This window comes from Curtobacterium sp. 1310 (assembly GCF_017834105.1).
Lineage (GTDB): Bacteria > Actinomycetota > Actinomycetes > Actinomycetales > Microbacteriaceae > Curtobacterium.
The window spans coordinates 695,706-715,885 of sequence record NZ_JAFICY010000001.1 but is presented as its reverse complement, the minus strand read 5'-3'; the positions used below and the strand labels follow the sequence as shown (position 1 = coordinate 715,885).

General features: G+C 72.2%; 19 protein-coding genes. 17 read left to right on the top strand and 2 right to left on the bottom strand.

The window, feature by feature from the left end; genetic code table 11:
- Positions 1-69: 69 nt before the first annotated feature.
- The 11 genes from JOD95_RS03325 (at position 70) to JOD95_RS03275 (ending at position 12,265) form a co-directional block, all read left to right on the top strand.
- Positions 70-1,131 carry a PhoH family protein gene (locus tag JOD95_RS03325; RefSeq protein ID WP_245171450.1) on the top strand — a complete coding sequence of 354 codons (1,062 nt, stop codon included), beginning with the start codon at positions 70-72 and terminating at the stop codon, positions 1,129-1,131.
- A complete protein-coding gene (gene ybeY, locus JOD95_RS03320; RefSeq protein ID WP_066653869.1) occupies positions 1,128-1,589 on the top strand; it encodes an rRNA maturation RNase YbeY in 462 nt (153 codons plus the stop codon). The genes JOD95_RS03325 and ybeY overlap by 4 nt, the downstream gene beginning before the upstream one ends.
- Positions 1,590-1,593: 4 nt before the next feature.
- On the top strand, positions 1,594-2,916 hold the full coding sequence (locus tag JOD95_RS03315) for a hemolysin family protein (RefSeq protein ID WP_066653872.1): 1,323 nt from the start codon (positions 1,594-1,596) through the stop codon (positions 2,914-2,916).
- The gene (era, locus tag JOD95_RS03310) at positions 2,913-3,893 is read left to right on the top strand and encodes a GTPase Era (protein ID WP_209683014.1); all 981 of its coding nucleotides are present in this window, start codon (positions 2,913-2,915) and stop codon (positions 3,891-3,893) included. Before JOD95_RS03315 ends, era begins: the two co-directional genes overlap by 4 nt.
- A gap of 56 nt (positions 3,894-3,949) precedes the next feature.
- Positions 3,950-5,185, top strand: a complete 1,236-nt coding sequence (locus JOD95_RS16840; protein WP_144411283.1) for a sensor histidine kinase — start codon at positions 3,950-3,952, stop codon at positions 5,183-5,185.
- Complete coding sequence (locus tag JOD95_RS03300) at positions 5,182-5,871, top strand: response regulator (RefSeq protein ID WP_066653881.1); 690 nt, start codon at positions 5,182-5,184, stop codon at positions 5,869-5,871. Before JOD95_RS16840 ends, JOD95_RS03300 begins: the two co-directional genes overlap by 4 nt.
- 136 nt (positions 5,872-6,007) lie before the next feature.
- The gene (locus JOD95_RS03295; protein WP_209683011.1) at positions 6,008-6,760 is read left to right on the top strand and encodes an ABC transporter ATP-binding protein; all 753 of its coding nucleotides are present in this window, start codon (positions 6,008-6,010) and stop codon (positions 6,758-6,760) included.
- On the top strand, positions 6,757-8,157 hold the full coding sequence (locus JOD95_RS03290) for an ABC transporter permease (RefSeq protein WP_307810354.1): 1,401 nt from the start codon (positions 6,757-6,759) through the stop codon (positions 8,155-8,157). The genes JOD95_RS03295 and JOD95_RS03290 overlap by 4 nt, the downstream gene beginning before the upstream one ends.
- A gap of 199 nt (positions 8,158-8,356) precedes the next feature.
- Positions 8,357-10,126, top strand: coding sequence for a 2-isopropylmalate synthase (gene leuA, locus JOD95_RS03285; protein ID WP_209683009.1), 1,770 nt, complete (start codon positions 8,357-8,359; stop codon positions 10,124-10,126).
- Between the two features lie 502 nt (positions 10,127-10,628).
- Positions 10,629-11,462, top strand: coding sequence for a DNA repair protein RecO (gene recO / locus JOD95_RS03280; protein ID WP_066653894.1), 834 nt, complete (start codon positions 10,629-10,631; stop codon positions 11,460-11,462).
- A complete protein-coding gene (locus tag JOD95_RS03275) occupies positions 11,459-12,265 on the top strand; it encodes an isoprenyl transferase (protein WP_066653897.1) in 807 nt (268 codons plus the stop codon). The genes recO and JOD95_RS03275 overlap by 4 nt, the downstream gene beginning before the upstream one ends.
- A gap of 107 nt (positions 12,266-12,372) precedes the next feature.
- On the opposite strand, the gene JOD95_RS03270 is transcribed toward JOD95_RS03275, so the two are convergent.
- Entirely contained in the window at positions 12,373-13,284 is a 912-nt protein-coding gene (locus JOD95_RS03270; protein WP_209683006.1) for a LysR family transcriptional regulator, read from the bottom strand.
- Between the two features lie 70 nt (positions 13,285-13,354).
- Here JOD95_RS03270 and JOD95_RS03265 point away from each other — a divergent pair, with 70 nt between their 5' ends.
- The 4 genes from JOD95_RS03265 to JOD95_RS03250 all read left to right on the top strand — a co-directional run bounded on the left by JOD95_RS03265 (position 13,355) and on the right by JOD95_RS03250 (position 17,009).
- A complete protein-coding gene (locus JOD95_RS03265; protein WP_209683004.1) occupies positions 13,355-14,404 on the top strand; it encodes an aminotransferase class V-fold PLP-dependent enzyme in 1,050 nt (349 codons plus the stop codon).
- Between the two features lie 113 nt (positions 14,405-14,517).
- Entirely contained in the window at positions 14,518-15,903 is a 1,386-nt protein-coding gene (locus JOD95_RS03260; protein WP_066653905.1) for a glycine--tRNA ligase, read from the top strand.
- Positions 15,904-16,107: 204 nt separating this feature from the next.
- Positions 16,108-16,842: a DsbA family protein gene (locus JOD95_RS03255; RefSeq protein WP_066653907.1), complete on the top strand. Its 735-nt coding sequence runs from the start codon at positions 16,108-16,110 to the stop codon at positions 16,840-16,842.
- Positions 16,839-17,009 (top strand): hypothetical protein, encoded by a 171-nt coding sequence (locus JOD95_RS03250; protein WP_158407743.1) that lies wholly within the window; start codon positions 16,839-16,841, stop codon positions 17,007-17,009. The genes JOD95_RS03255 and JOD95_RS03250 overlap by 4 nt, the downstream gene beginning before the upstream one ends.
- Before the next feature lie 8 nt (positions 17,010-17,017).
- Here JOD95_RS03250 and JOD95_RS03245 read toward each other — a convergent pair whose 3' ends face one another.
- Positions 17,018-17,500, bottom strand: a complete 483-nt coding sequence (locus JOD95_RS03245; protein ID WP_209683002.1) for an aminoacyl-tRNA deacylase — start codon at positions 17,498-17,500, stop codon at positions 17,018-17,020.
- Positions 17,501-17,547: 47 nt separating this feature from the next.
- On the opposite strand from JOD95_RS03245, the gene dusB reads away from it, so the two are divergent.
- A complete protein-coding gene (dusB, locus tag JOD95_RS03240) occupies positions 17,548-18,720 on the top strand; it encodes a tRNA dihydrouridine synthase DusB (protein WP_066653911.1) in 1,173 nt (390 codons plus the stop codon).
- A complete protein-coding gene (locus JOD95_RS03235; RefSeq protein WP_066653914.1) occupies positions 18,717-20,006 on the top strand; it encodes a deoxyguanosinetriphosphate triphosphohydrolase in 1,290 nt (429 codons plus the stop codon). Before dusB ends, JOD95_RS03235 begins: the two co-directional genes overlap by 4 nt.
- Positions 20,007-20,180 lie beyond the last annotated feature (174 nt).

Genomic DNA, 20,180 nt, shown 5'->3' with positions numbered 1-20,180 from the left:
CGACCCACGACCCGACCCGTGTCCGACCCGTCCGACGTCGTCGTCGACATCCGGGTCGACGGCATCGCGATGGTCCAGCTCCTCGGCCCGCAGGACCGCCTGCTCAAGACGGTCGAGCGGCAGTACCCGGGCGTCCGGGTGCTCGTCCGCGGCAACGAGGTCTCGCTCACCGGACCCGAGCGCGACGTCGCCCGTGCCCACGCGCTCGTCGACGAGCTCGTCGGCATGGTGAAGCGCGGGCAGGACATCGGTCCGGCCGACATCCCGACGTCGGCGCGGATCCTCGACGAGGACCGCAAGCCCTCGGACACGTTCGGCACCCCGATCGTGGCGAGCCGCGGCAAGTCGGTGCGGCCGAAGACCGACGGGCAGCGCGCCTACGTCGACGCCATCGACCAGCACACCATCACCTTCGGCATCGGCCCCGCGGGCACCGGCAAGACCTACCTGGCGATGGCGAAGGCCGTCCAGGCACTGCAGCGGCGCGAGGTCACCCGCATCATCCTGACCCGTCCCGCGGTCGAGGCGGGCGAGCGGCTCGGGTTCCTGCCGGGCACGCTGACCGACAAGATCGACCCCTACCTGCGCCCGCTGTACGACGCCCTCAACGAGATGATGGACCCCGAGCTGGTCCCGAAGCTGCTGGCGGCCGGCACCGTCGAGGTCGCACCGCTGGCGTACATGCGCGGGCGGACGCTGAACGACTCGTTCGTGATCCTCGACGAGGCGCAGAACACCACGCCCGAGCAGATGAAGATGTTCCTGACGCGCCTCGGCTTCGGCTCGAAGATGGTCGTCACCGGTGACATCACGCAGGTCGACCTGCCCGGCAACCTGTCGGGTCTCCGGCTCGTCACGCGGATCCTGGGCGACGTCGACGACATCCACTTCGCCCGGCTCGGCAGCGAGGACGTCGTCCGCCACACCCTGGTCGGACGGATCGTCGACGCCTACACCGTGTACGACGAGGAACGTCTGGCGGAGCAGGCCGGGCACCGCCCCGCCGGCCGGGGGACCGCGCCGACGGGCAACCCCGCCGGAGCGAACCGAGCCGAGCGTCGCGGGCGCCCGCCGCAGGACCGCCAGCAGTCCACATACCCCCAGAACGACGCCCGAGGAGGCAACCGGTGAGCATCGAGCTCAACAACGAGTCGGGTGTCGAGGTCGACGAACAGGCCGTCCAGCGCCTCGCCGCCTTCGCGCTCGACGCGCTGCACGTCCACGCGGATGCGGAGCTCGCGATCGTCCTGGTCGACGAGGGCGCGATGGAGCAGCTGCACGTCCGGTGGATGGACGAGCCGGGTCCGACGGACGTCCTGAGCTTCCCGATGGACGAGCTCCGCCCGGGGACCGAGGACGAGCCGACACCGGCCGGGCTGCTCGGCGACATCGTCGTGTGCCCGCAGGTCGCCGCCGAGCAGGCGAAGACCGCGGGGCACACCACCACCGACGAGATGCTGCTGCTCACGTGCCACGGCATCCTCCACCTGCTCGGCTTCGACCACGCCGAGCCGGAGGAGAAGGCCGAGATGTTCGGGCTGCAGGGCGAGATCCTCTCCGCCTTCGCGGCCCAGCGACGCGGGCGGTGACCTGATGGTGCTCGTCGCCGTCCTGCTCGCGGCGGCGTTCGTCCTGGTCGTCGTCGGCGGTCTGCTCGCCGCGTCCGACGCCGCGCTCACCGTGCTGTCCCGCGCCGACCTCGACGAGATCGCCCGCGGCAGCCGCAACCGTCGTGCGATCGAGGCCGTGGCCGACGACGTCGGCGCGCACGTCAACGCCCTGAACTTCGTCCGCGTGCTCGCCGAGACTGCCGCCGCGGTGCTCGTCACGATCGCCCTCGTCACGGTGTTCGACACCTGGTGGGTGGCCCTGGTCGTGTCCGCTGCGATCATGACGGCCGTGTCGTTCGTGCTCGTCGGGTCGAGCCCGCGCAGCGTCGGACGCGCACACGCCGAGCGCCTCATCGGCGCCACCGGAGGACTCGTGCGCGCCGTCCGGATCGTGCTCGGTCCGCTCGCCGGGCTCCTCGTCGCGATCGGGGACCGGGTGACCCCCGGCCGTGGCCGCAGCGCATCGACGGTGTCGAGCGAGGAGCAGCTGCTCTCGCTCGTCGACGAGGCGACCGAGAGCAACGTGCTCGCACAGGACGACCGCGAGCTCATCCACTCGGTCTTCGAGTTCAGCGACACCCTGGTGCGCGAGGTCATGGTGCCCCGGACCGACATGCTCACGGTCGACGGGGAGGCCACCCTGGCCGCGGGGATGGAACGGTTCCTGGTCGCCGGCGTCTCGCGCATGCCGGTCACCGGCAAGGACAGCGACGACGTGCTCGGCGTGCTATACCTGCGCGACGTCTCCCGCGCCCTGTACGAGCAGCCCGGCAGCGAGCGGGAACCGGTGACGGCGCTGCTGCGACCGGCCGAGTTCGTCCCCGAGTCGAAGCCCGCGGACGACACCCTCCGGCACATGCAGGTCGCCAAGAACCACCTGGTGCTCGTGGTCGACGAGTACGGCGGGGTCGCCGGGCTCGTGACGATGGAGGACCTCATCGAGGAACTCGTCGGCGACATCTCCGACGAGTACGACCGCACCGTGGTCGACCGGACCGAGGTCGGCCCGGGCGTCTGGCGCATCTCCGCCCGCATGCCGATCGACGAGCTCGGCGACCTCTTCGGCGTCGAGCTCGAGGACGACGACGTCGACACCGCCGGTGGCCTGCTGACGAAGGAGCTCGGCCGGCTGCCGGTCCGCGGCGAGCAGGTCACCGTCTCCGGGGTCGCGCTGACCGCCGACCGTGTCGAGGGCAAGCGCCGCCACCTGATCACCGTCCTCGCCGAGCGGAGCGCCGCCCTGCAGGACGCCGAGGACGCCCTCGACGAGACCACTCCGAGCACGACGGGAACCCCGAACGCATGACCGACCACGAACCCGACCACGGCACCGAGACGGACACCGACACCGACGCGGCCACGGGCACCGACACACCGGGCCGGCCGTACCGCGCCGGCTTCGTCTCCTTCGTCGGGCGTCCGAACGTCGGCAAGTCGACGCTGACGAACGCCCTGGTCGGCGAGAAGGTCGCGATCACCTCGTCGAAGCCCCAGACCACGCGACGCGCCATCCGGGGCATCGTGCACCGGCCCGACGGCCAGGTCATCATCGTCGACACCCCGGGTGTGCACCGCCCCCGCACCCTGCTCGGCGAACGGCTCAACGACCTCGTGCAGTCGACGCTCGGTGACGTCGACGTGATCGGCTTCTGCGTGCCGGCCGACGAGCCGATCGGGCCGGGCGACAGGTTCATCAACGAGTCGCTCGACCAGTACCCGCGGGCGCGCAAGATCGCGATCGTCACGAAGATCGACGGCACCCCGAAGGACCGCGTCGGCGAGCAGCTCCTCGCGGTGTCCCAGCTGCGGGAGTGGGACACGATCATCCCGACGTCGGGGACGAAGGGCCTGCAGCTCGAGGTGCTGCTCGCCGAGATCACGAAGCTGCTGCCCGAGTCGCCGCAGCTGTACGACGCTTCCACCGTCACCGAGGAGACCGACGAGGACCGCATCGCCGAGCTCGTCCGCGAGGCCGCGCTCGAGGGCGTCCGCGACGAGCTGCCGCACTCGCTCGCGGTCGTCATCGAGGACGTCGTCGAGCCCGACGACGAGGACGACCCCGACGGACCGCTGCGGATCTTCGCGAACCTGTTCGTCGAGCGCGACAGCCAGAAGGCGATCGTCATCGGCCGCGGCGGGGAACGGCTGAAGGACGTCGGTTCCCGGGCGCGCGCGGAGATCGAGTCGCTGCTCGGCGGTCGCCACGTCTACCTGAACATCCGGGTCAAGGTCGCCAAGGAGTGGCAGCGCGACCCGAAGCAGCTCGGCCGTCTGGGCTTCTGATCCGGGTCATCCCCTGGTCGGACGCGCGTCCTCCGGCCGCGTCGTACCGTGGGGTGGTGTTCCGCCCCCTGCTGCGCGCGCAGCTCGTCACCGACGTCACCACAGCGGTGCTGCTCGGCGGGCTGCTGACGCTCCTGCGTGCGTCCGCCGACCTGCCGTCCCTCTGGCTGGTGACGGTGGTCGGACTGAGCATCGCCCTCGCGATCCGTCGCCTGTCGCCGGGGCTGTCGCTCGCACTCTCGTGGGTGATCGCCGTCTTCGAGATGGTGACCATGCAGGTGCCGGACTACTCGAACGCGCTGCTCGCCGGCGTGCTCTTCACCACGAGCGCCTACGGCAGCAAGCGCGTCCGCATCGCCGGCCTGGTCTCGGCCATCGGCGGATCCGCGGTCGCGGCGGCGTACGTCGGGCTGTACGACCACCAGCGCCGCTCCGGCATCGAGACCGCCTCGTCGCCCACGCTCGAGACCCTGCAGGTCGTGCTCGCGACGTTCGCCGGCGTCCTGCTGCTGCTCCTGCTGCCGTGGCTCGCCGGACTCGTCCGCCGCGCCCGCCGGTCCGCGAGCATGAGCCGGGAGGCCCAGCTGGTCGCCGAACGGGATGCCGCACGCGCCGACCGTGCGGTCGCGGTCGAACAGGAGCGGGTGCGGATCGCCCGCGACATGCACGACATCGTCGCGCACTCGCTGGCCGTCGTCATCGCCCAGGCGGACGGGGCACGCTACGCCGCCAAGACCGACCCCGCGATCGCGGACCAGGCGCTCGAGACCATCTCGAGCACCGCTCGCAGTGCCCTCGGTGACGTCCGCGAGCTGCTCGGCGCCCTGCGGCACGAGCAGGGGACCGCCCCGACGCCCGAGGCAGCCGACCTCGAGGTGCTCGTGGCCGAGATGCGCGAGGTCGGCCTCGACGTCCGTGTGGACCGGGAAGGCGACCCGACCGGTCTGCCCACGACGACCCAGCTCGCCGTGTACCGGATCGTCCAGGAGAGCCTGACGAACGCGTGGAAGCACGGGGAGAGCGGGACACCGGTCCACACCGCGCTGACCTACCGTCCCGACACCGTCGAGATCACCGTCGTGAACCGGCGCGCCGACGACGGCTCCAGCGGCCCCGGCACCGGGCACGGACTGGTCGGCATGCGCGAGCGTGTCACGATGACCGGGGGGTCGATGACGGCCGGGCACCGCGGTGACGACTTCGTGGTGGCCGTGCGCATGCCCGCGGTCCCCGCGAGCGGCCAGTTCCCCCGCGGCCGCATCACCCAGATGGAGCAGGAGCGCACCAGATGACCACGTCCCAGCCGACCGGTGGCCCGATCCGGGTCGCCCTCGTCGACGACCAGGCGCTCTTCCGCACCGGGATCCGGATGCTCATCGACTCACAGCCCGACCTGCAGTTCGTCGGTGAGGCCGGCGACGGGGCCGAGGGCGCCGAGCTCGTGCGGCGCACCGGGGCGGACGTGGTGCTCATGGACGTCCGGATGCCCGTGATGGACGGGATCACCGCGACCGCACGGATCGTCGAGCAGGGCGGGGCAGACGCCGCGAAGGTGCTCGTGCTCACCACCTTCGACTTCGACGAGGCTGCCGCGAAGGCGATCCGGGCGGGCGCGAGCGGCTTCGTGCTCAAGGACGCCGACCCGGAGTTCCTGCTCGCCGCGGTCCGGACCGTGCACGCCGGCACCGCCGTGTTCGCCGCCTCAGCCACCCGCGAGCTCCTCCGCCGCTACGACGACGGCGCGGCCCAGGCCGCCGCGGTGCCCGCCGCCTTCGCCGAGCTGACGCCCCGTGAGCGGGAGATCTTCGACCTCGCGGCACGCGGGTACAGCAACAGCGAGATCGCCCAGCACGAGTACGTCAGCGAGGCGACGGTGAAGACGCACATCTCGCGCGTCCTCAGCAAGCTCGACCTGCGGGACCGAGTCCGGCTCGTCGTCTTCGCACACGAGCACGGGCTGGTGCCCAGGGCCGACTGACCCCGGCGTCGACCGGCGGAGCGACCCGCTGTCATCCGACAGGATGACCCCTCCACAGCACGTCGAGCCGAGCGGACCATCCACAGGAGCCGCGCGACGGACGCGGGACGCGCCTCCCGGCCGCCAGGCTCGGAGCATGACCACCAACCACACCCCGATCATCCGGCTCGACCACGTGTCCAAGCACTACGGCGACGCCGCCCGCCGCGTCACCGCGCTCGACGACGTCAGCGTCGACATCGGGGCGGGGGAGTTCACCGCCGTGATGGGGCCGTCGGGCTCCGGCAAGTCGACGCTCATGCACGTCGCCGCGGGGCTCGACGCGGTGAGCACCGGGCGGATCACGATCGACGGGGTCGACATCACCGGCCTCCGGGACCGCGAGCTCACCGAACTGCGCCGTCGCCGGCTCGGGTTCGTGTTCCAGTCCTTCAACCTCGTCCCGACGCTCGACGTGCGGGAGAACATCCGGCTGCCGTTCCTGCTCGGTGGGCACCAGCCGAGCCGGGACGAGTCGGCGTGGATCGACCGGCTCGTCGACCTGCTCGGCCTGGGTGACCGTCTGACCCACCGGCCGCACCAACTCTCCGGCGGACAGCAGCAGCGCGTCGCGATCGCGCGTGCGCTCGCGTCGCGTCCCGCCGTGGTGGTCGCGGACGAGCCGACGGGCGCCCTCGACTCGCGCACCGGGCGTGACGTCCTCGCGATCCTCCGCGGCGCCGTGCAGGAGTGGGGGCAGAGCGTCGTCATGGTCACGCACGACCCGACGGCCGCCGCGAACGCGGACCGCATCCTCTTCCTCGCCGACGGGCGGATCGTGGACGACCGCCCGTCGATGACCGCCGCCGAGATCTCGGCGACGATGCTCGGGATGGAGGCAGCCGCGTGACCGGCCTGCGCACGTTCGCCCCGACGGTCCTCGTCGCAGCCCTCGGCACGACGTTCGGGTCCGCCCTCGTCATCGCTCCCGGCATCGTGACCCAGGCGATGGCTGCCGCGGGTCTCGACGACCTCGCACCCGTCCGGGCGATCCTGTCCGTCGTCGGGTGGCTCTTCCTCGGCATCGCCCTCTACGTCGGTGCGATCGTGACGGCGAACACCTGCGCCACGATCATCGCGGGGCAGACCCGCACGATCGCACTCCAGCGGTTGATCGGGGCGACGGGTGCCACCCTGCGTGCCCGGACGACCCGCACCGGCCTCGTCGTCGGTGCCGTCGGCGGCACGGTGGGCACCGTCGTCGGCACCGGGCTCTCCGCGTGCTTCGTCGCGGTCCTGCGGAGCACCGGCTTCCTCCCGGAGACCACCTACACGCTCGTCCCGTGGGAACTCGTGCTGCCGCTCGTCGCCGTGGTCCTGGCGACCTGGGGCGCGTTCGCGGCCGGGTCCCGCCGGGTGCTGACGGTCACGCCGCTGCAGGCGCTGTCATCGACCGTCGAGCCGAGCCACGCCGACGTCCGGTCGGGCCGGGCGCGGACGGTCTGGGCGGTCCTGCTCATGACGGTCGGTGCGCTGCTGATGGTGCTCGGTCTCGTCCTCAGCCCCGCCACGCCCGCGGCCGTCCTGCCGGCGGCCCTCGGCGGGTTCGTCTCCTTCGCCGGGGTCGCGGTCGGCGCGACGATCGTGATGCCCCCGGTCCTGCAGCTCATCGGCCGGATCGGGTCGCGTGACCCGGTCGTCCTGCTCGCCGGTCGCAACGCGATGCGGGCACCGGGACGGTCGTCACGGGCCACCATCGGGCTCGTCATCGGCGTGACGCTGCTGGTCACCTTCGCGGTCGCGCTCGGGATCATGCAGCACGTGGTCGAGACCCAGATGGCGGCGATGGGCGACGGTTCCCTGCCGGCGGACGCGGTCCAGGCGCAGCGGGACTTCTTCGTGCAGCTGAACGCCGTCGTGAGCGTGATCGTCGGGTTCTCCGCGGTGATCGCCGCGGTCGGCGTCGTGAACGCCCTCGCGCTCGGCGTGCTCCAGCGTCGTCGTGAGCTCGGCCTGCTGCGCGTCCTCGGGCTGACCGGGGCGCAGGTCCGACGCATGATCGTGACCGAGGCCGTGCAGATGGTCGTCGCCGCGGTCGTCACCGGACTCGTCCTCGGCACCCTGTACGGCTGGGTCGGCGGGCAGACGATGCTCGGCTCGCTCGGGACGGTCGTCACGCCCGTGCTGCCGCCGCTGACCGTCGCGGTCGTCGTGGTGGGGGCCCTCGTGCTCGCGGTCGTCGCCACGGTCGCACCGGTCCGGCGGGCCATGCGGGTGTCACCGACCGAGGCGCTCGCCGTCGACTGACCGCACGGGTCGGGAGGAGCGTCCGGGACGTCATCCACTTGCACCGCGCTGGTGTACCAGTGCTACGGTGGCAGCGATGTACTCGGCGCTCCTCCTCCTTCGCTGCCGCGACGAGGCCTGACACACGGCCCACCTCGTCGCGGAGTCCGTCGTGGCCCCCCACAGCGCCGATGCCGGCGAGACGACGAAAGCGACGACCATGCAGAACACCCAGCGCCCCTCCGGGATGCCGATCCACAAGTACGTTCCCTTCCACGAGCAGATCCGCGTCGACCTGCCCGACCGCACCTGGCCGACGAAGCGCATCGACCGGGCGCCTCGGTGGTGCGCGGTGGACCTCCGCGACGGCAACCAGGCCCTGATCGACCCGATGGACTCCGAGCGCAAGCGGGCCATGTTCGACCTGCTCGTCCGGATGGGCTACAAGGAGATCGAGGTCGGCTTCCCGAGCGCATCGCAGACCGACTTCGACTTCGTCCGGTCGCTCATCGAGGACGGCGCGATCCCGGACGACGTCACGATCCAGGTGCTGACCCAGGCGCGTGAGCACCTCATCGACCGCACGTACGAGGCGATCGACGGGGCGAAGCAGGCCATCGTGCACCTCTACAACTCGACGTCCATCGTCCAGCGCGAGGTCGTCTTCCGCACCGACGTGCAGGGCGTCGTCGACATCGCCGTCGCGGGCGCCCGGATGTGCAAGGCGGCCGAGGCCCGGTTGCAGCACGGCACGCAGGTGTTCTACGAGTACTCGCCGGAGTCCTACACGGGCACCGAGCTCGAGGTCGCGGCGCAGATCTGCAACGCCGTGCTGGAGGTCTTCGAGCCGACCTCCGACCGCAAGGTGATCATCAACCTCCCGGCGACGGTCGAGATGGCCACGCCCAACGTCTACGCCGACTCGATCGAGTGGATGTCGCGCAACCTCGACCACCGCGAGGACGTCATCCTGTCGCTGCACCCGCACAACGACCGCGGCACCGCCGTCGCCGCCGCCGAGCTCGGCTACATGGCCGGGGCGGACCGCATCGAGGGGTGCTTGTTCGGCAACGGCGAGCGCACCGGCAACGTGGACCTCGTCGCCCTCGGCATGAACCTGTTCACGCAGGGCATCGACCCCGAGGTCGACTTCTCGGACATCGACCAGGTCAAGCGCACCGTCGAGTACTGCAACCAGCTGCCGGTGCCCGAGCGGCAGCCCTGGGCCGGCGACCTGGTCTACACGGCGTTCAGCGGTTCGCACCAGGACGCCATCAACAAGGGCTTCGAGGCGATGCAGGCCAAGGCCTCCGCCGCGGGGAAGTCCGTCGACGACATCGCCTGGGCGGTGCCGTACCTGCCCGTCGACCCGAAGGACATCGGCCGCTCGTACGAGGCCGTCATCCGCGTCAACTCGCAGTCCGGCAAGGGCGGCGTCGCGTACCTGCTCAAGACCGACCACGCGATCGACCTGCCCCGCAAGCTGCAGATCGAGTTCTCCGGCGTGGTGCAGCAGCGCACCGACACCGAGGGCGGCGAGTTCTCGTCCGACCGGATCTGGGACCTGTTCCGCGACGAGTACCTGCCCGCCGACGACGAGTCGGACAAGTGGGGCCGGTACGAGATCACGAAGACGGCGACGTCGAGCGACTTCGACGGCACCACGGAGCTCCACGTCGCGATGCGTGTCGACGAGGGGTCCGTCGCCGCCGATGCAGTCGGCACCGGTCCGGTCGACGCGTTCCTCACCGTCATGCGGGAGCAGGGCGTCGCGGTCACGCTGTACGACTACTCCGAGCACACGATGAGCGCCTCGGGTGACGCGAAGGCCGCCGCCTACGTCGAGCTCGACGTGGACGGCACCCGGCTGTGGGGCGTCGGGATCGACGCCGACATCGCGACCGCCTCGCTCAAGGCGATCGTCTCCGCGGTGAACCGGGCCGTACGCGCCGGAGCCGCGACCGGGACGCCGGAGCTGGTCACGGCGTAGGACGCCAGCGCTCTCGGGAGGCGCGGTGCGGGTCCGTCCCACACCGCGCCTCCCGTCTGTGGACGCGTCGTCGACCGGGCGGATCCCGTCACGCTCGGCGTCGTCCGTCGACGGGATCTGCCCGCCGGACGGAACTCACGCGGTGTGTCGTGCCCGCTCGGCGCCGACCGGACAGGACGCCGACGACCGGTCGTCGCGCGGCATCGGCGGTGCCGCGAGCCGGTGGATCCCGTCACGCTCGGCGTCGTCCGTCGACGGCGGTGCCTCGAGCGGGCGGATTCGGTCACGCTCGGCGTCGTCCGGCGACGGCGGTGCGTCGAGCGGGCGGATTCGGTCACGCTCGGCGTCGTCCGGCGACGGGATCTGCCCTCTCGGGAGAACGCGCGCGGCGCGTCCCGCTCGCTCGGCGCTCGCCGCTCCGCGCTCGCCGCTCTTGAGACCGCGCTCCGCGCCGGCCGCGCCGCCGGCACCCGCTGTCGGCGCCGCGGGGGATACTGGGGCAATGCCGCTGTACCGGGACGAGTGCGTCGTGCTGCGCACCCACAAGCTCGGCGAGGCCGACCGCATCGTCACCATGCTGAGCCGGCAGCACGGCAAGATCCGGGCGGTGGCCAAGGGGGTACGGCGCACGGCGTCGAAGTTCGGGTCGCGACTCGAGCCGTTCATGGTCGTCGACGCGCAGTTCTACGAGGGTCGGTCGCTCGACATCGTCACCCAGGCCGAGAGCCTCGGCTCGTACGGTGCCCAGATCGTCACCGACTACGGCGCCTACACGGCGGCCAGCGCCATGGTCGAGACGGCGGACCGGTTGAGCGAGGCGGACGCCGGGCTCCAGCAGTACCTGCTGCTCGTCGGTGCCCTGCGCTCACTGTCCAGGCACGAGCACGTCGTCAGCGCCACGCTCGACTCGTACCTGCTCCGGGCGATGAGCATCGCGGGGTGGGCGCCGTCGTTCGGTGACTGTGCGGTGACGGGGGAGCCCGGGCCGCACACCGCCTTCGTCGTGCAGCTCGGCGGGGTGGTGGCGGACCGTGCAGCGCCGCCCGGGACGCCCCGGCTCGACACCGACACGCTCGGCCTGCTCGGGGCACTGCTCGCCGGGGACTGGTCGACCGTCGACGCCTCCGACGAGCGGACGCGGTCGCGGGCCTCCGGCGTGGTGGCGGCCTACGCCCAGTGGCACCTGGAACGATCGCTCCGGTCACTGCCCCACGTGGACCGCAGTGAACACCCCGCTCCGGTCGCACCGACCCCCGGTGGGGTTCCGGCAGCCGTGGCCGCCACCCCGGCGCCCGCCGTGCCCGTCACGTCCGATCACGAAGGAACACCTGCATGAGCCCACGCCGGTCCGCGTCCGAAGCCGTGTCCGAGGGACTGCGACCCGTCGACTGGACGGGGGAGCAGCCGCCGGCGATCCCGGCGCAGTTCGTCCCGGAGCACGTGGCGATCGTCATGGACGGCAACGGCCGCTGGGCGAACCAGCGCGGCCTGACGCGGGTCGAGGGGCACAAGGCCGGCGAGGCCTCGCTGCTCGACGTCGTCGCCGGCGCGATCCAGATCGGCGTCAAGCACGTGTCGGCGTACGCGTTCTCGACCGAGAACTGGAAGCGGTCGCCGGACGAGGTCCGCTTCCTGATGGGCTTCAACCGCGAGGTCATCCACCGCCGTCGCGACCAGCTGCACGCGTGGGGTGTCCGGGTGCGGTGGGCGGGCCGGCGACCCCGGCTCTGGCGGAGCGTCGTCGACGAGCTGCAGACCGCGGAGCGGATGACCGCCGACAACGACGTCTGCACCCTCACGATGTGCGTCAACTACGGCGGGCGGAACGAGATCGTCGACGCGGTCCGGGGCATGGCCGAGGACGTCGCCGCCGGTCGGATGAAGCCGAGCCAGGTGACGGAGAAGGCCCTGGCGAAGCGGCTCTACGTGCCCGAGCTGCCCGACGTGGACCTGTTCCTGCGGAGCTCGGGCGAGCAGCGGACGTCGAACTTCATGCTGTGGCAGTCCGCGTACGCGGAGATGGTGTTCCTCGACCAGCTCTGGCCGGACTTCCGCCGCACCGACCTGTGGGGAGCGATCGAGGAGTACGCGCGCCGCGACCGACGCTACGGCGGCGCGGTGGACGCACCGACCGCCTGACGGGAGGCCCGTGGGGGCGCCGCCACGGGCCTCCCGTCCGACCCGTGGCCGGCCGGGCGGCCGTCGGTGCCGACGCGAGACCCGTGCCACGGACAGCGCGCCGCGCCTCACGTGAGCAGGTGCGCCACCCCACGGACCGCCTCCAGCGCCGCCCGCACGCTCGGCACGCGGTCCGCGCCGCGGGCGACCACGACCTCGACCCGTCGTGCCAGCGCGTCGTCGGCCGGCGTGACCGCCACACCGGACGGCACGACGGTGGTCGACAGCGCCAGCCGGGGCAGCAGCGCGACGCCGAGTCCGGCCGCGACCAGCCCGACGACCGCCGCGGCGTTGTCGGTCTCGAGCACGATCTCCGGCGTGAACCCGGACGCCGCGCACGACGCGAGCAGGTGCCCGCGGCACCGCGGACAACCGCCGATCCACCGGGCTTCCCGGAACGCGGCGAGGTCGGCTGCCCGGTCCCCGGTCGGCACCGCATCCGCGGCGGTGACGAGCGCGAGCGGATCGCGCCCGAGCACGCGCGTGGTCAGGGTCGGATCGTTCGCGGCGTCGTCCTGCAGTGCGTGCGAGAAGGTCAGGGCGACGTCGACCTCGCCGCGCCGGAGCAGTTCGACGGCCTCGGGCGGCTCGGCCTCGACGTACGACGTCACCACCCCGGGGCTGTCCGTCGCCAGCGCCGCGAGCACCGGGGGCACGAGGGTCGACGACGCGCTCGGGAAGCCGGCGAGCCGCACCCGCCCGCGGGCGAGACCGCCGACCGCGTCGAGGTCCTCGCGTGCTGCGGCCAGGGCCGCCTCGACGTGCAGGGCGTGGTCGGCGAGGACGCGCCCGGACTCCGTCAGGGTCGCGCCGCGGCCGCCGCGGAGCACGAGGTCGTGCCCGAGCCGCTGTTCGGCGCGTGTGAGCAACTGGCTGACGGCGGGCTGGCTGTAGCCGAGCGCCGCGGCCGCACGGCTGATCGACCCGCCGTCACGCACGGCGAGCAGGACCCGGAGCAGCTGCGGTTCGATGGACTCCACAACACGATGTTATGGGTCCCCGAAGAAGCCTGCCCTGGCGTGATGGCGCCGGCCGTCGGAGCCTGGGGGTATGGACTCCTTCGTCGACGGATCGGGCTACCTCGCCGCCTGCACCGCCGGGCTCCCCACGCTCGGCACCCTGGCCGCACAGCGGGCGGACCTCGACGCGTGGTCGCGCGCCGCGACCTCGCCCGCGACGTACGGCGCCCTGGTCGGGGAGGGCCGTGCGCTCTTCGCGGGCATCGTCGGCGTGGACGCCGCACGGGTGGCGACGGGGTCGCAGACCTCGGCGATGGTGGCACTCGTCGCTGCGTCACTGCCGGACGGTGCCGAGGTCGTCGTCCCCGACGGCGACTTCTCGTCGATCGTCTTCCCGTTCCTCGTGCAGGCGCACCGCGGCGTCACGGTCCGCAGTGTCCCGCTCGAGCGACTCGCCGACGCCGTCCGCCCGGGCACCGCGCTCGTCGCCTGGTCCGCCGTGCAGTCCGCCACCGGCGTGGTGACCGACCCCGCCCCGGTCCTCGACGTGGCGCGCGCCGCCGGTGCCCTCACCCTCTGCGACCTCACCCAGGCCGCGGGCGTCCTGCCGGTGTCCGCCGCGCCGTTCGACGTCACGGTCACGCACGCCTACAAGTGGTTGTGCGCACCGCGCGGCGTCGCCTTCGCGACGTTCTCCGATGCGGCGCTGGAGCGCGTCCGCCCCGTGCAGGCCGGCTGGTACGCGGGAGCGGACGTCTGGTCCTCGTGCTACGGCCCGACCATGCAGCTCGCCGACGACGCCCGCCGTTTCGACGTGTCCCCGGCATGGCAGGCGTGGCCGGGGGCGGTCGCCGCCCTGCGACACCTCGCGTCCGTCGACGCCGGTTCGGCCTGGAGGCACGCGACCGGTCGCACGGACCGGCTCGCCGACGCGCTCGGGACGCCCCGGTCCGGTCAGGCGATCACGACCTTCCCCGACCCGGACGGGTCGGCCCTCCGCGCCCTGACCGCGGCGGGGGTCACGGCGAGCGGACGGGCGGGCCGGCTGCGCCTGGCCTTCCACCTGTGGAACGACGACGCCGACGTCGACCGGGTCGTCGCGGTGCTGGGCGCGGTGGAGGGGTTCCGTCCCGCGGGGTGAGCCGGGCCGTCCACGGGTGCGCGACCGGCGTCCGTCGGTCGCCGCGGGGCCGGTACGCTTGCCCGGTACCGTTCCCGCACCGGGCACCCAGTCCGGCGAACTCAGGAGTCCTCTTGGCACCGTCCTCCCGTCTCGACAGCGTCATCGCCCTGGCCAAGGGCCGTGGCTTCGTCTTCCAGTCGGGGGAGATCTACGGCGGATCCCGCTCCGCGTGGGACTACGGGCCTCTCGGCGTCGAGCTGAAGGAGAACATCAAGCGCCAGTGGTGGCAGCGGTTCGTCCGCGGCCGCGGCGACATGGTCGGCCTCGACTCCGCCGTGATCCTGCCCCGCAAGGTGTGGGAGGCCTCGGGTCACGTCGCCACCTTCACCGACCCGCTCGTCGAGTGCCTGCACTGCCACCACCGGTTCCGCGAAGACCACCTGCTCGAGGCGTTCGAGGCGAAGAAGGGTCGAGCGCCCGAGGGCGGCATGGCCGAGGTGCCGTGCCCGAACTGCGGCACCCGCGGTGAGTGGACCGAGCCGCGCGAGTTCTCCGGCATGCTCAAGACCTACCTCGGCCCGGTCGAGTCCGAGGAAGGGCTGAACTTCCTCCGCCCGGAGACGGCGCAGGGCATCTTCGTCGACTTCGCGCAGGTCGTCACGACGAGCCGCATGAAGCCCCCGTTCGGCATCGGCCAGGTCGGCAAGGCGTTCCGCAACGAGATCACGCCCGGCAACTTCATCTTCCGCACGCGCGAGTTCGAGCAGATGGAGATCGAGTACTTCGTGCCGCCGGCCGACGTCGACACCCACTACGAGCAGTGGATCGCCGACGCGGTGGCGTTCTTCACCGACCTCGGCATCGACCCCGAGAACCTGCGACGCTTCGACGTGCCCGACGGCGAGCGCGCGCACTACTCGGACGCCACCGCGGACATCGAGTACCGCTTCGGGTTCGCCGGCTCCGAGTGGGGCGAGCTCATGGGCGTCGCGAACCGCACCGACTTCGACCTGAACAACCACATCGAGTCGTCGGGCAAGGACCTGCGCTTCTTCGACCAGGCCGCGAACGAGAAGTACGTGCCGTACGTCATCGAGCCGTCGTTCGGGCTCACCCGTGCGCTCATGGCGTTCCTGCTCGACGCGTACCACGAGGACGAGGCCCCGAACGCGAAGGGCGGCGTCGACAAGCGCACCGTCCTGCGCCTCGACCCGCGGCTGGCGCCGGTCAAGGCCGCGGTGCTCCCGCTGTCCCGCAACGAGCAGCTGTCGCCGGTGGCGCGCGGGCTCGCCGACGACCTGCGGAAGCACTGGAACGTCGACTTCGACGACGCCGGCGCGATCGGTCGTCGCTACCGTCGCCACGACGAGATCGGCACGCCGTTCTGCATCACGGTCGACTTCGACACGCTCGACGACAAGGCGGTCACGGTGCGTGAGCGCGACACCATGTCGCAGGAGCGCGTCTCGCTCGACCAGCTGCAGGGCTACCTGGCGCAGCGCCTCCTCGGCGCGTAGCGCGCGCGGCTGCTGCGGCAGCCGCTGCCGGCTGCGGTCAGCGATCGCCGGTGCGAGCTGCCGCTGCACAACCGAAAGCACCCCGAACCACGGAATTGCGTTGTTCGGGGTGCCTCTCGTTGTGCACGGCGCACGAGACACGGCGCGCGAGGAGCGGGTCGTGACCGCGGGAATGCGCGGGCAGGGGCCGGGCTTGCACCTCGTGTGAACGAGTCTGTGAAGGTCGATGTCTGGTCGGACATCGCATGCCCCTGGTGCTACATCGGCAAGCGGAAGTTCGAGGCCGGCGTCGCCGCGTTCGCCTCCTCGCCCGAGGCCCAGCCGGTCGAGGTCGAGTACCACTCCTTCGAGCTGAGCCCGGACACCCCGGTCGACTTCGAGGGCACCGAGGCCGAGTTCCTCTCGCAGCACAAGGGCCTGCCGGTGCAGCAGGCACAGCAGATGATCGACCAGGTCGCCGGCATCGCCTCGTCCGTCGGGCTGCACTACGACTACGACGCACTGCGCCACACGAACACCGTCAAGGCGCACCAGGTCATCCACCTGGCGAAGCAGCACGGCAAGCAGCTCGAGATGGTCGAGCGCCTCTTCACCGCGTACTTCGAGCGCGGCGAGCACGTCGGACAGGACGAGTCCCTGGCCGACCTCGGCGCCTCGATCGGTCTGGACCGCGACGAGGTCCTGGCGACCCTGCGCGACGACGCCCAGCTCGCCGCCGTCCGGGCCGACCAGGCCCAGGCGCAGGCGTTCGGGATCAACGGCGTCCCGTTCTTCGTCATCGACGGCAAGTACGGCGTCTCCGGCGCACAGGACCCGGCGGCGTTCGAGCAGGTGCTCCGCCAGGTCGTCGCGCTCCGCGACGTGACGCCCGAGGAGCTCGCGGCGCAGCAGCAGCGTGCCGCGGACGACGCGACCGCGGACGCGGAGGCGACCCGGTGACCGGCGTGACGACGACCGGCCCGGTCGAGCCGGGCCTCCAGGCCGACGACCGGGAGGCGCGACCCGCCCTGCTCACGCTCGTCACGCCCGGCGGTGCGCCGGTCTGCGAGGGTGACAGTTGCTTCGTCCCCGGTGCCGAGGGCGACTGGACCGAGGTCCCCGACTGAGCCGTCCGCTAGCGGACGGGCTCCTCGTCGGTGATGTCGGCGACGGTCGCGTCGTAGGCGGCGACGAGCGCGTCGCCGTCGACGAAGGCACTCGCGCCGTGGCGACCGGCACCGAGCGCGATGCGGCGGCCGAGGACGCGTTCGTCGGCGTACACCGGCAGGTCGCCGCTCGCGCCGATCGGCGTGATCGTGCCGCGCTCGTAGCCCGAGGCCTCGAGCGCGGTGGCTGCGTCGGGCATCGACAGCTTGTTGACGCCGACGACGGTGCGGAGCTTCTTCCAGGCGATGCTGCGGCCGCCCGGCACCAGCGCGAGCAGGAAGCCACCGTCGTGACGCTTGACGACGAGCGTCTTCACGATGTCGCCCGGGTCGATGCCGAGCAGGGCGGCGGCACCCTCGAGGGAGTCGGCGGCGGGGCGCTGGACGACGTCCACCGCGAGCCCTCGGGCGGCGGCGTCGGCGTCGAACCGGGCGATCGCGGAGTCGGTCATGTGGAGAACGCTACCGGCGCGGACACGCGTGGGAGAATGGAGCACGTATGACGATCACCGACGCGCCCACCACGGCGCCCCGCACGGCGAAGCCCCTGCGCATCGGCCCCATCGAGGTCGAGGCGCCGGTCGTGCTCGCGCCGATGGCGGGCATCACGAACATGGCCTACCGCCGGCTCTGCCGCGAGTACGGCGCCGGACTGTACGTCTGCGAGATGATCACCTCGCGGGCGCTGGTCGAACGGACTCCGGTGTCGATGCAGCTCATCCAGCACCACGAGTCGGAGACGCCGCGGTCCATCCAGCTGTACGGCGTCGAGCCGAACACCGTGGCCGAGGCGGCGACGATCCTGGTGGGCGAGGACCGCGCCGACCACATCGACCTCAACTTCGGGTGTCCGGTGCCGAAGGTCACGCGGAAGGGCGGGGGAGCGGCCCTGCCGTGGAAGACCGACCTCTTCAAGGACCTCGTCGAGAAGACGGTCAAGGCCGCCGGCGACGTCCCGGTCACGGTGAAGATGCGCAAGGGCATCGACGCCGACCACCTGACCTACCTCGACGCGGCACGCATCGCCCGCGACGCCGGTGTCGCCGCGATCTCGCTGCACGCCCGCACCGCGAACGAGCACTACTCGGGGCAGGCGGACTGGTCCGCGATCGCCACGTTGAAGGAGACGATCACCGACATCCCGGTGCTCGGCAACGGCGACATCTGGTCCGCCGCCGACGCCCTGCGCATGGTCGACGAGACCGGCTGCGACGGTGTCGTGGTCGGCCGCGGATGCCTGGGTCGGCCGTGGCTGTTCGGCGACCTGGCGGCGGCGTTCCGCGGTGAGGACGTGCGCGCGATGCCCTCGCTCGGCGACGTCGCGACCGCCTTCCGTCGACACACCGAGCTGCTCGTCGAGTTCTTCGGGTCCGAGGACCACGGGTGCCGCGACGCCCGGAAGCACGTCTCCTGGTACTTCAAGGGGTACCCGATCGGCGGCGACGTCCGCTCGGCGCTCTCCATGGCCTCGAGCCTGCAGGAGATCGACGACCTGCTCGGGCAGCTCGACTGGTCGGCGCCGTACCCCGGTGCGGACGTCGAGGGCCCGCGAGGCCGCGCCGGGCACCCGAAGCGCACGGCGCTGCCGGACCGCTGGCTCGAGTCGCGCGACGTGGACGCCGAGTTCCGCAAGGTCCTCGCCGCCGCCGAGCTGCACCACAGCGGCGGATGAGCGCCACCGCCTCGTACGGGCCGGCCGACGCGGAACGCTGGCTGCCCGAGACCCACGGCAACCGTCGCTCCGACTTCGCCCGGGACCGCGCCCGCCTGCTGCACTCGAGCGCGCTCCGACGCCTCGCCGCGAAGACCCAGGTGCTCAGCCCGACCACCGGACTCGACTTCGCCCGCAACCGCCTGACGCACTCGCTCGAGGTCGCGCAGGTCGGGCGCGAGCTCGCCGACTCCCTCGGGCTCGACCCCGACGTCGTCGACACCGCGTGCCTGGCGCACGACATCGGGCACCCGCCGTTCGGGCACAACGGCGAGACCGCCGTGAACGCCTGGGCGGCGGACATCGGCGGCTTCGAGGGCAACGCCCAGACGCTGCGGCTGCTGACCCGCCTCGAGCCGAAGGTCTACGGCGACGGACCCGACGACGAGCGCCCGTACGGGCTCAACCTGACCCGGGCCTCGCTCGACGCGAGCTGCAAGTACCCGTGGCCGGCGGCGCAGGGCGTCGCCGAGGCATCGTCGGGGCGCACCAAGTTCGGGTTCTACGACGACGACCACGACGCCTTCGCGTGGCTCCGGCGCGGTGCTCCGCGTCGGCAGCGGTGCATCGAGGCGCAGGTCATGGACCTGTCCGACGACATCGCCTACTCGGTGCACGACTTCGAGGACGCCGTCGTCGCGGGCTTCATCGACGTCGCGGCCCTGGGCGACCGGGTCGGCGAGAACGACATCGTCACCGCGATGCACGCCTGGGTCGGGTCGGACCTCAGTCGTGACGAACTGCTCGAGGCCTTCGACCGACTCCGGTCGCTGCCGCTGTGGATGACGTCGTACGACGGGTCGCGGCGGGACATGGCGCGGCTCAAGAACCTCACCTCGCAGCTCATCGGACGGTTCGCGCGGACGGCGACGGCGGCGACTCGCGAGTCCTACGCGTCCGGGTCCCTCGTGCGGTTCGCGGCCTCGGTCGTCACCCCGCCGGAGATCATCGGCGAGATCGCGGTGCTCAAGGGCATCGTCGCGGCGTTCGTCATGACCCACGGCGACCGGCAGCCCGTGTACGAGGACCAGCGTCGCGTGCTCACCGAGCTGCTCGACGCCCTGGCGGCGACGGGCAGTGCGGACCTCGAGCCGGGCTTCGCGGCGGACTGGCGTTCGGCGTCCGACGACGCCGGGCGGCTGCGGGCCGTGGTCGACCAGGTCGCGAGCCTGACGGACCAGGGGGCGCTGGCGTGGCACAAGCGACTCGTGGTGGGGGACCGGGAGACGACGCACATCGCGGTCTGACGCCGGCGTGCGAGACGCCGGCGTGTGGGACGCCGGCGTGTGGGACGCCGCCGTGTGGGACGCCGGCGTTCGGAACGCCGCCTTGTGGGACGCCGCCGTGAGGGCGAGACGCCGTCGGATCTGGGTCCGGTTCGTCGACCCAACACCGTCCCGGGCGGACGGCGCCGTCTCGGT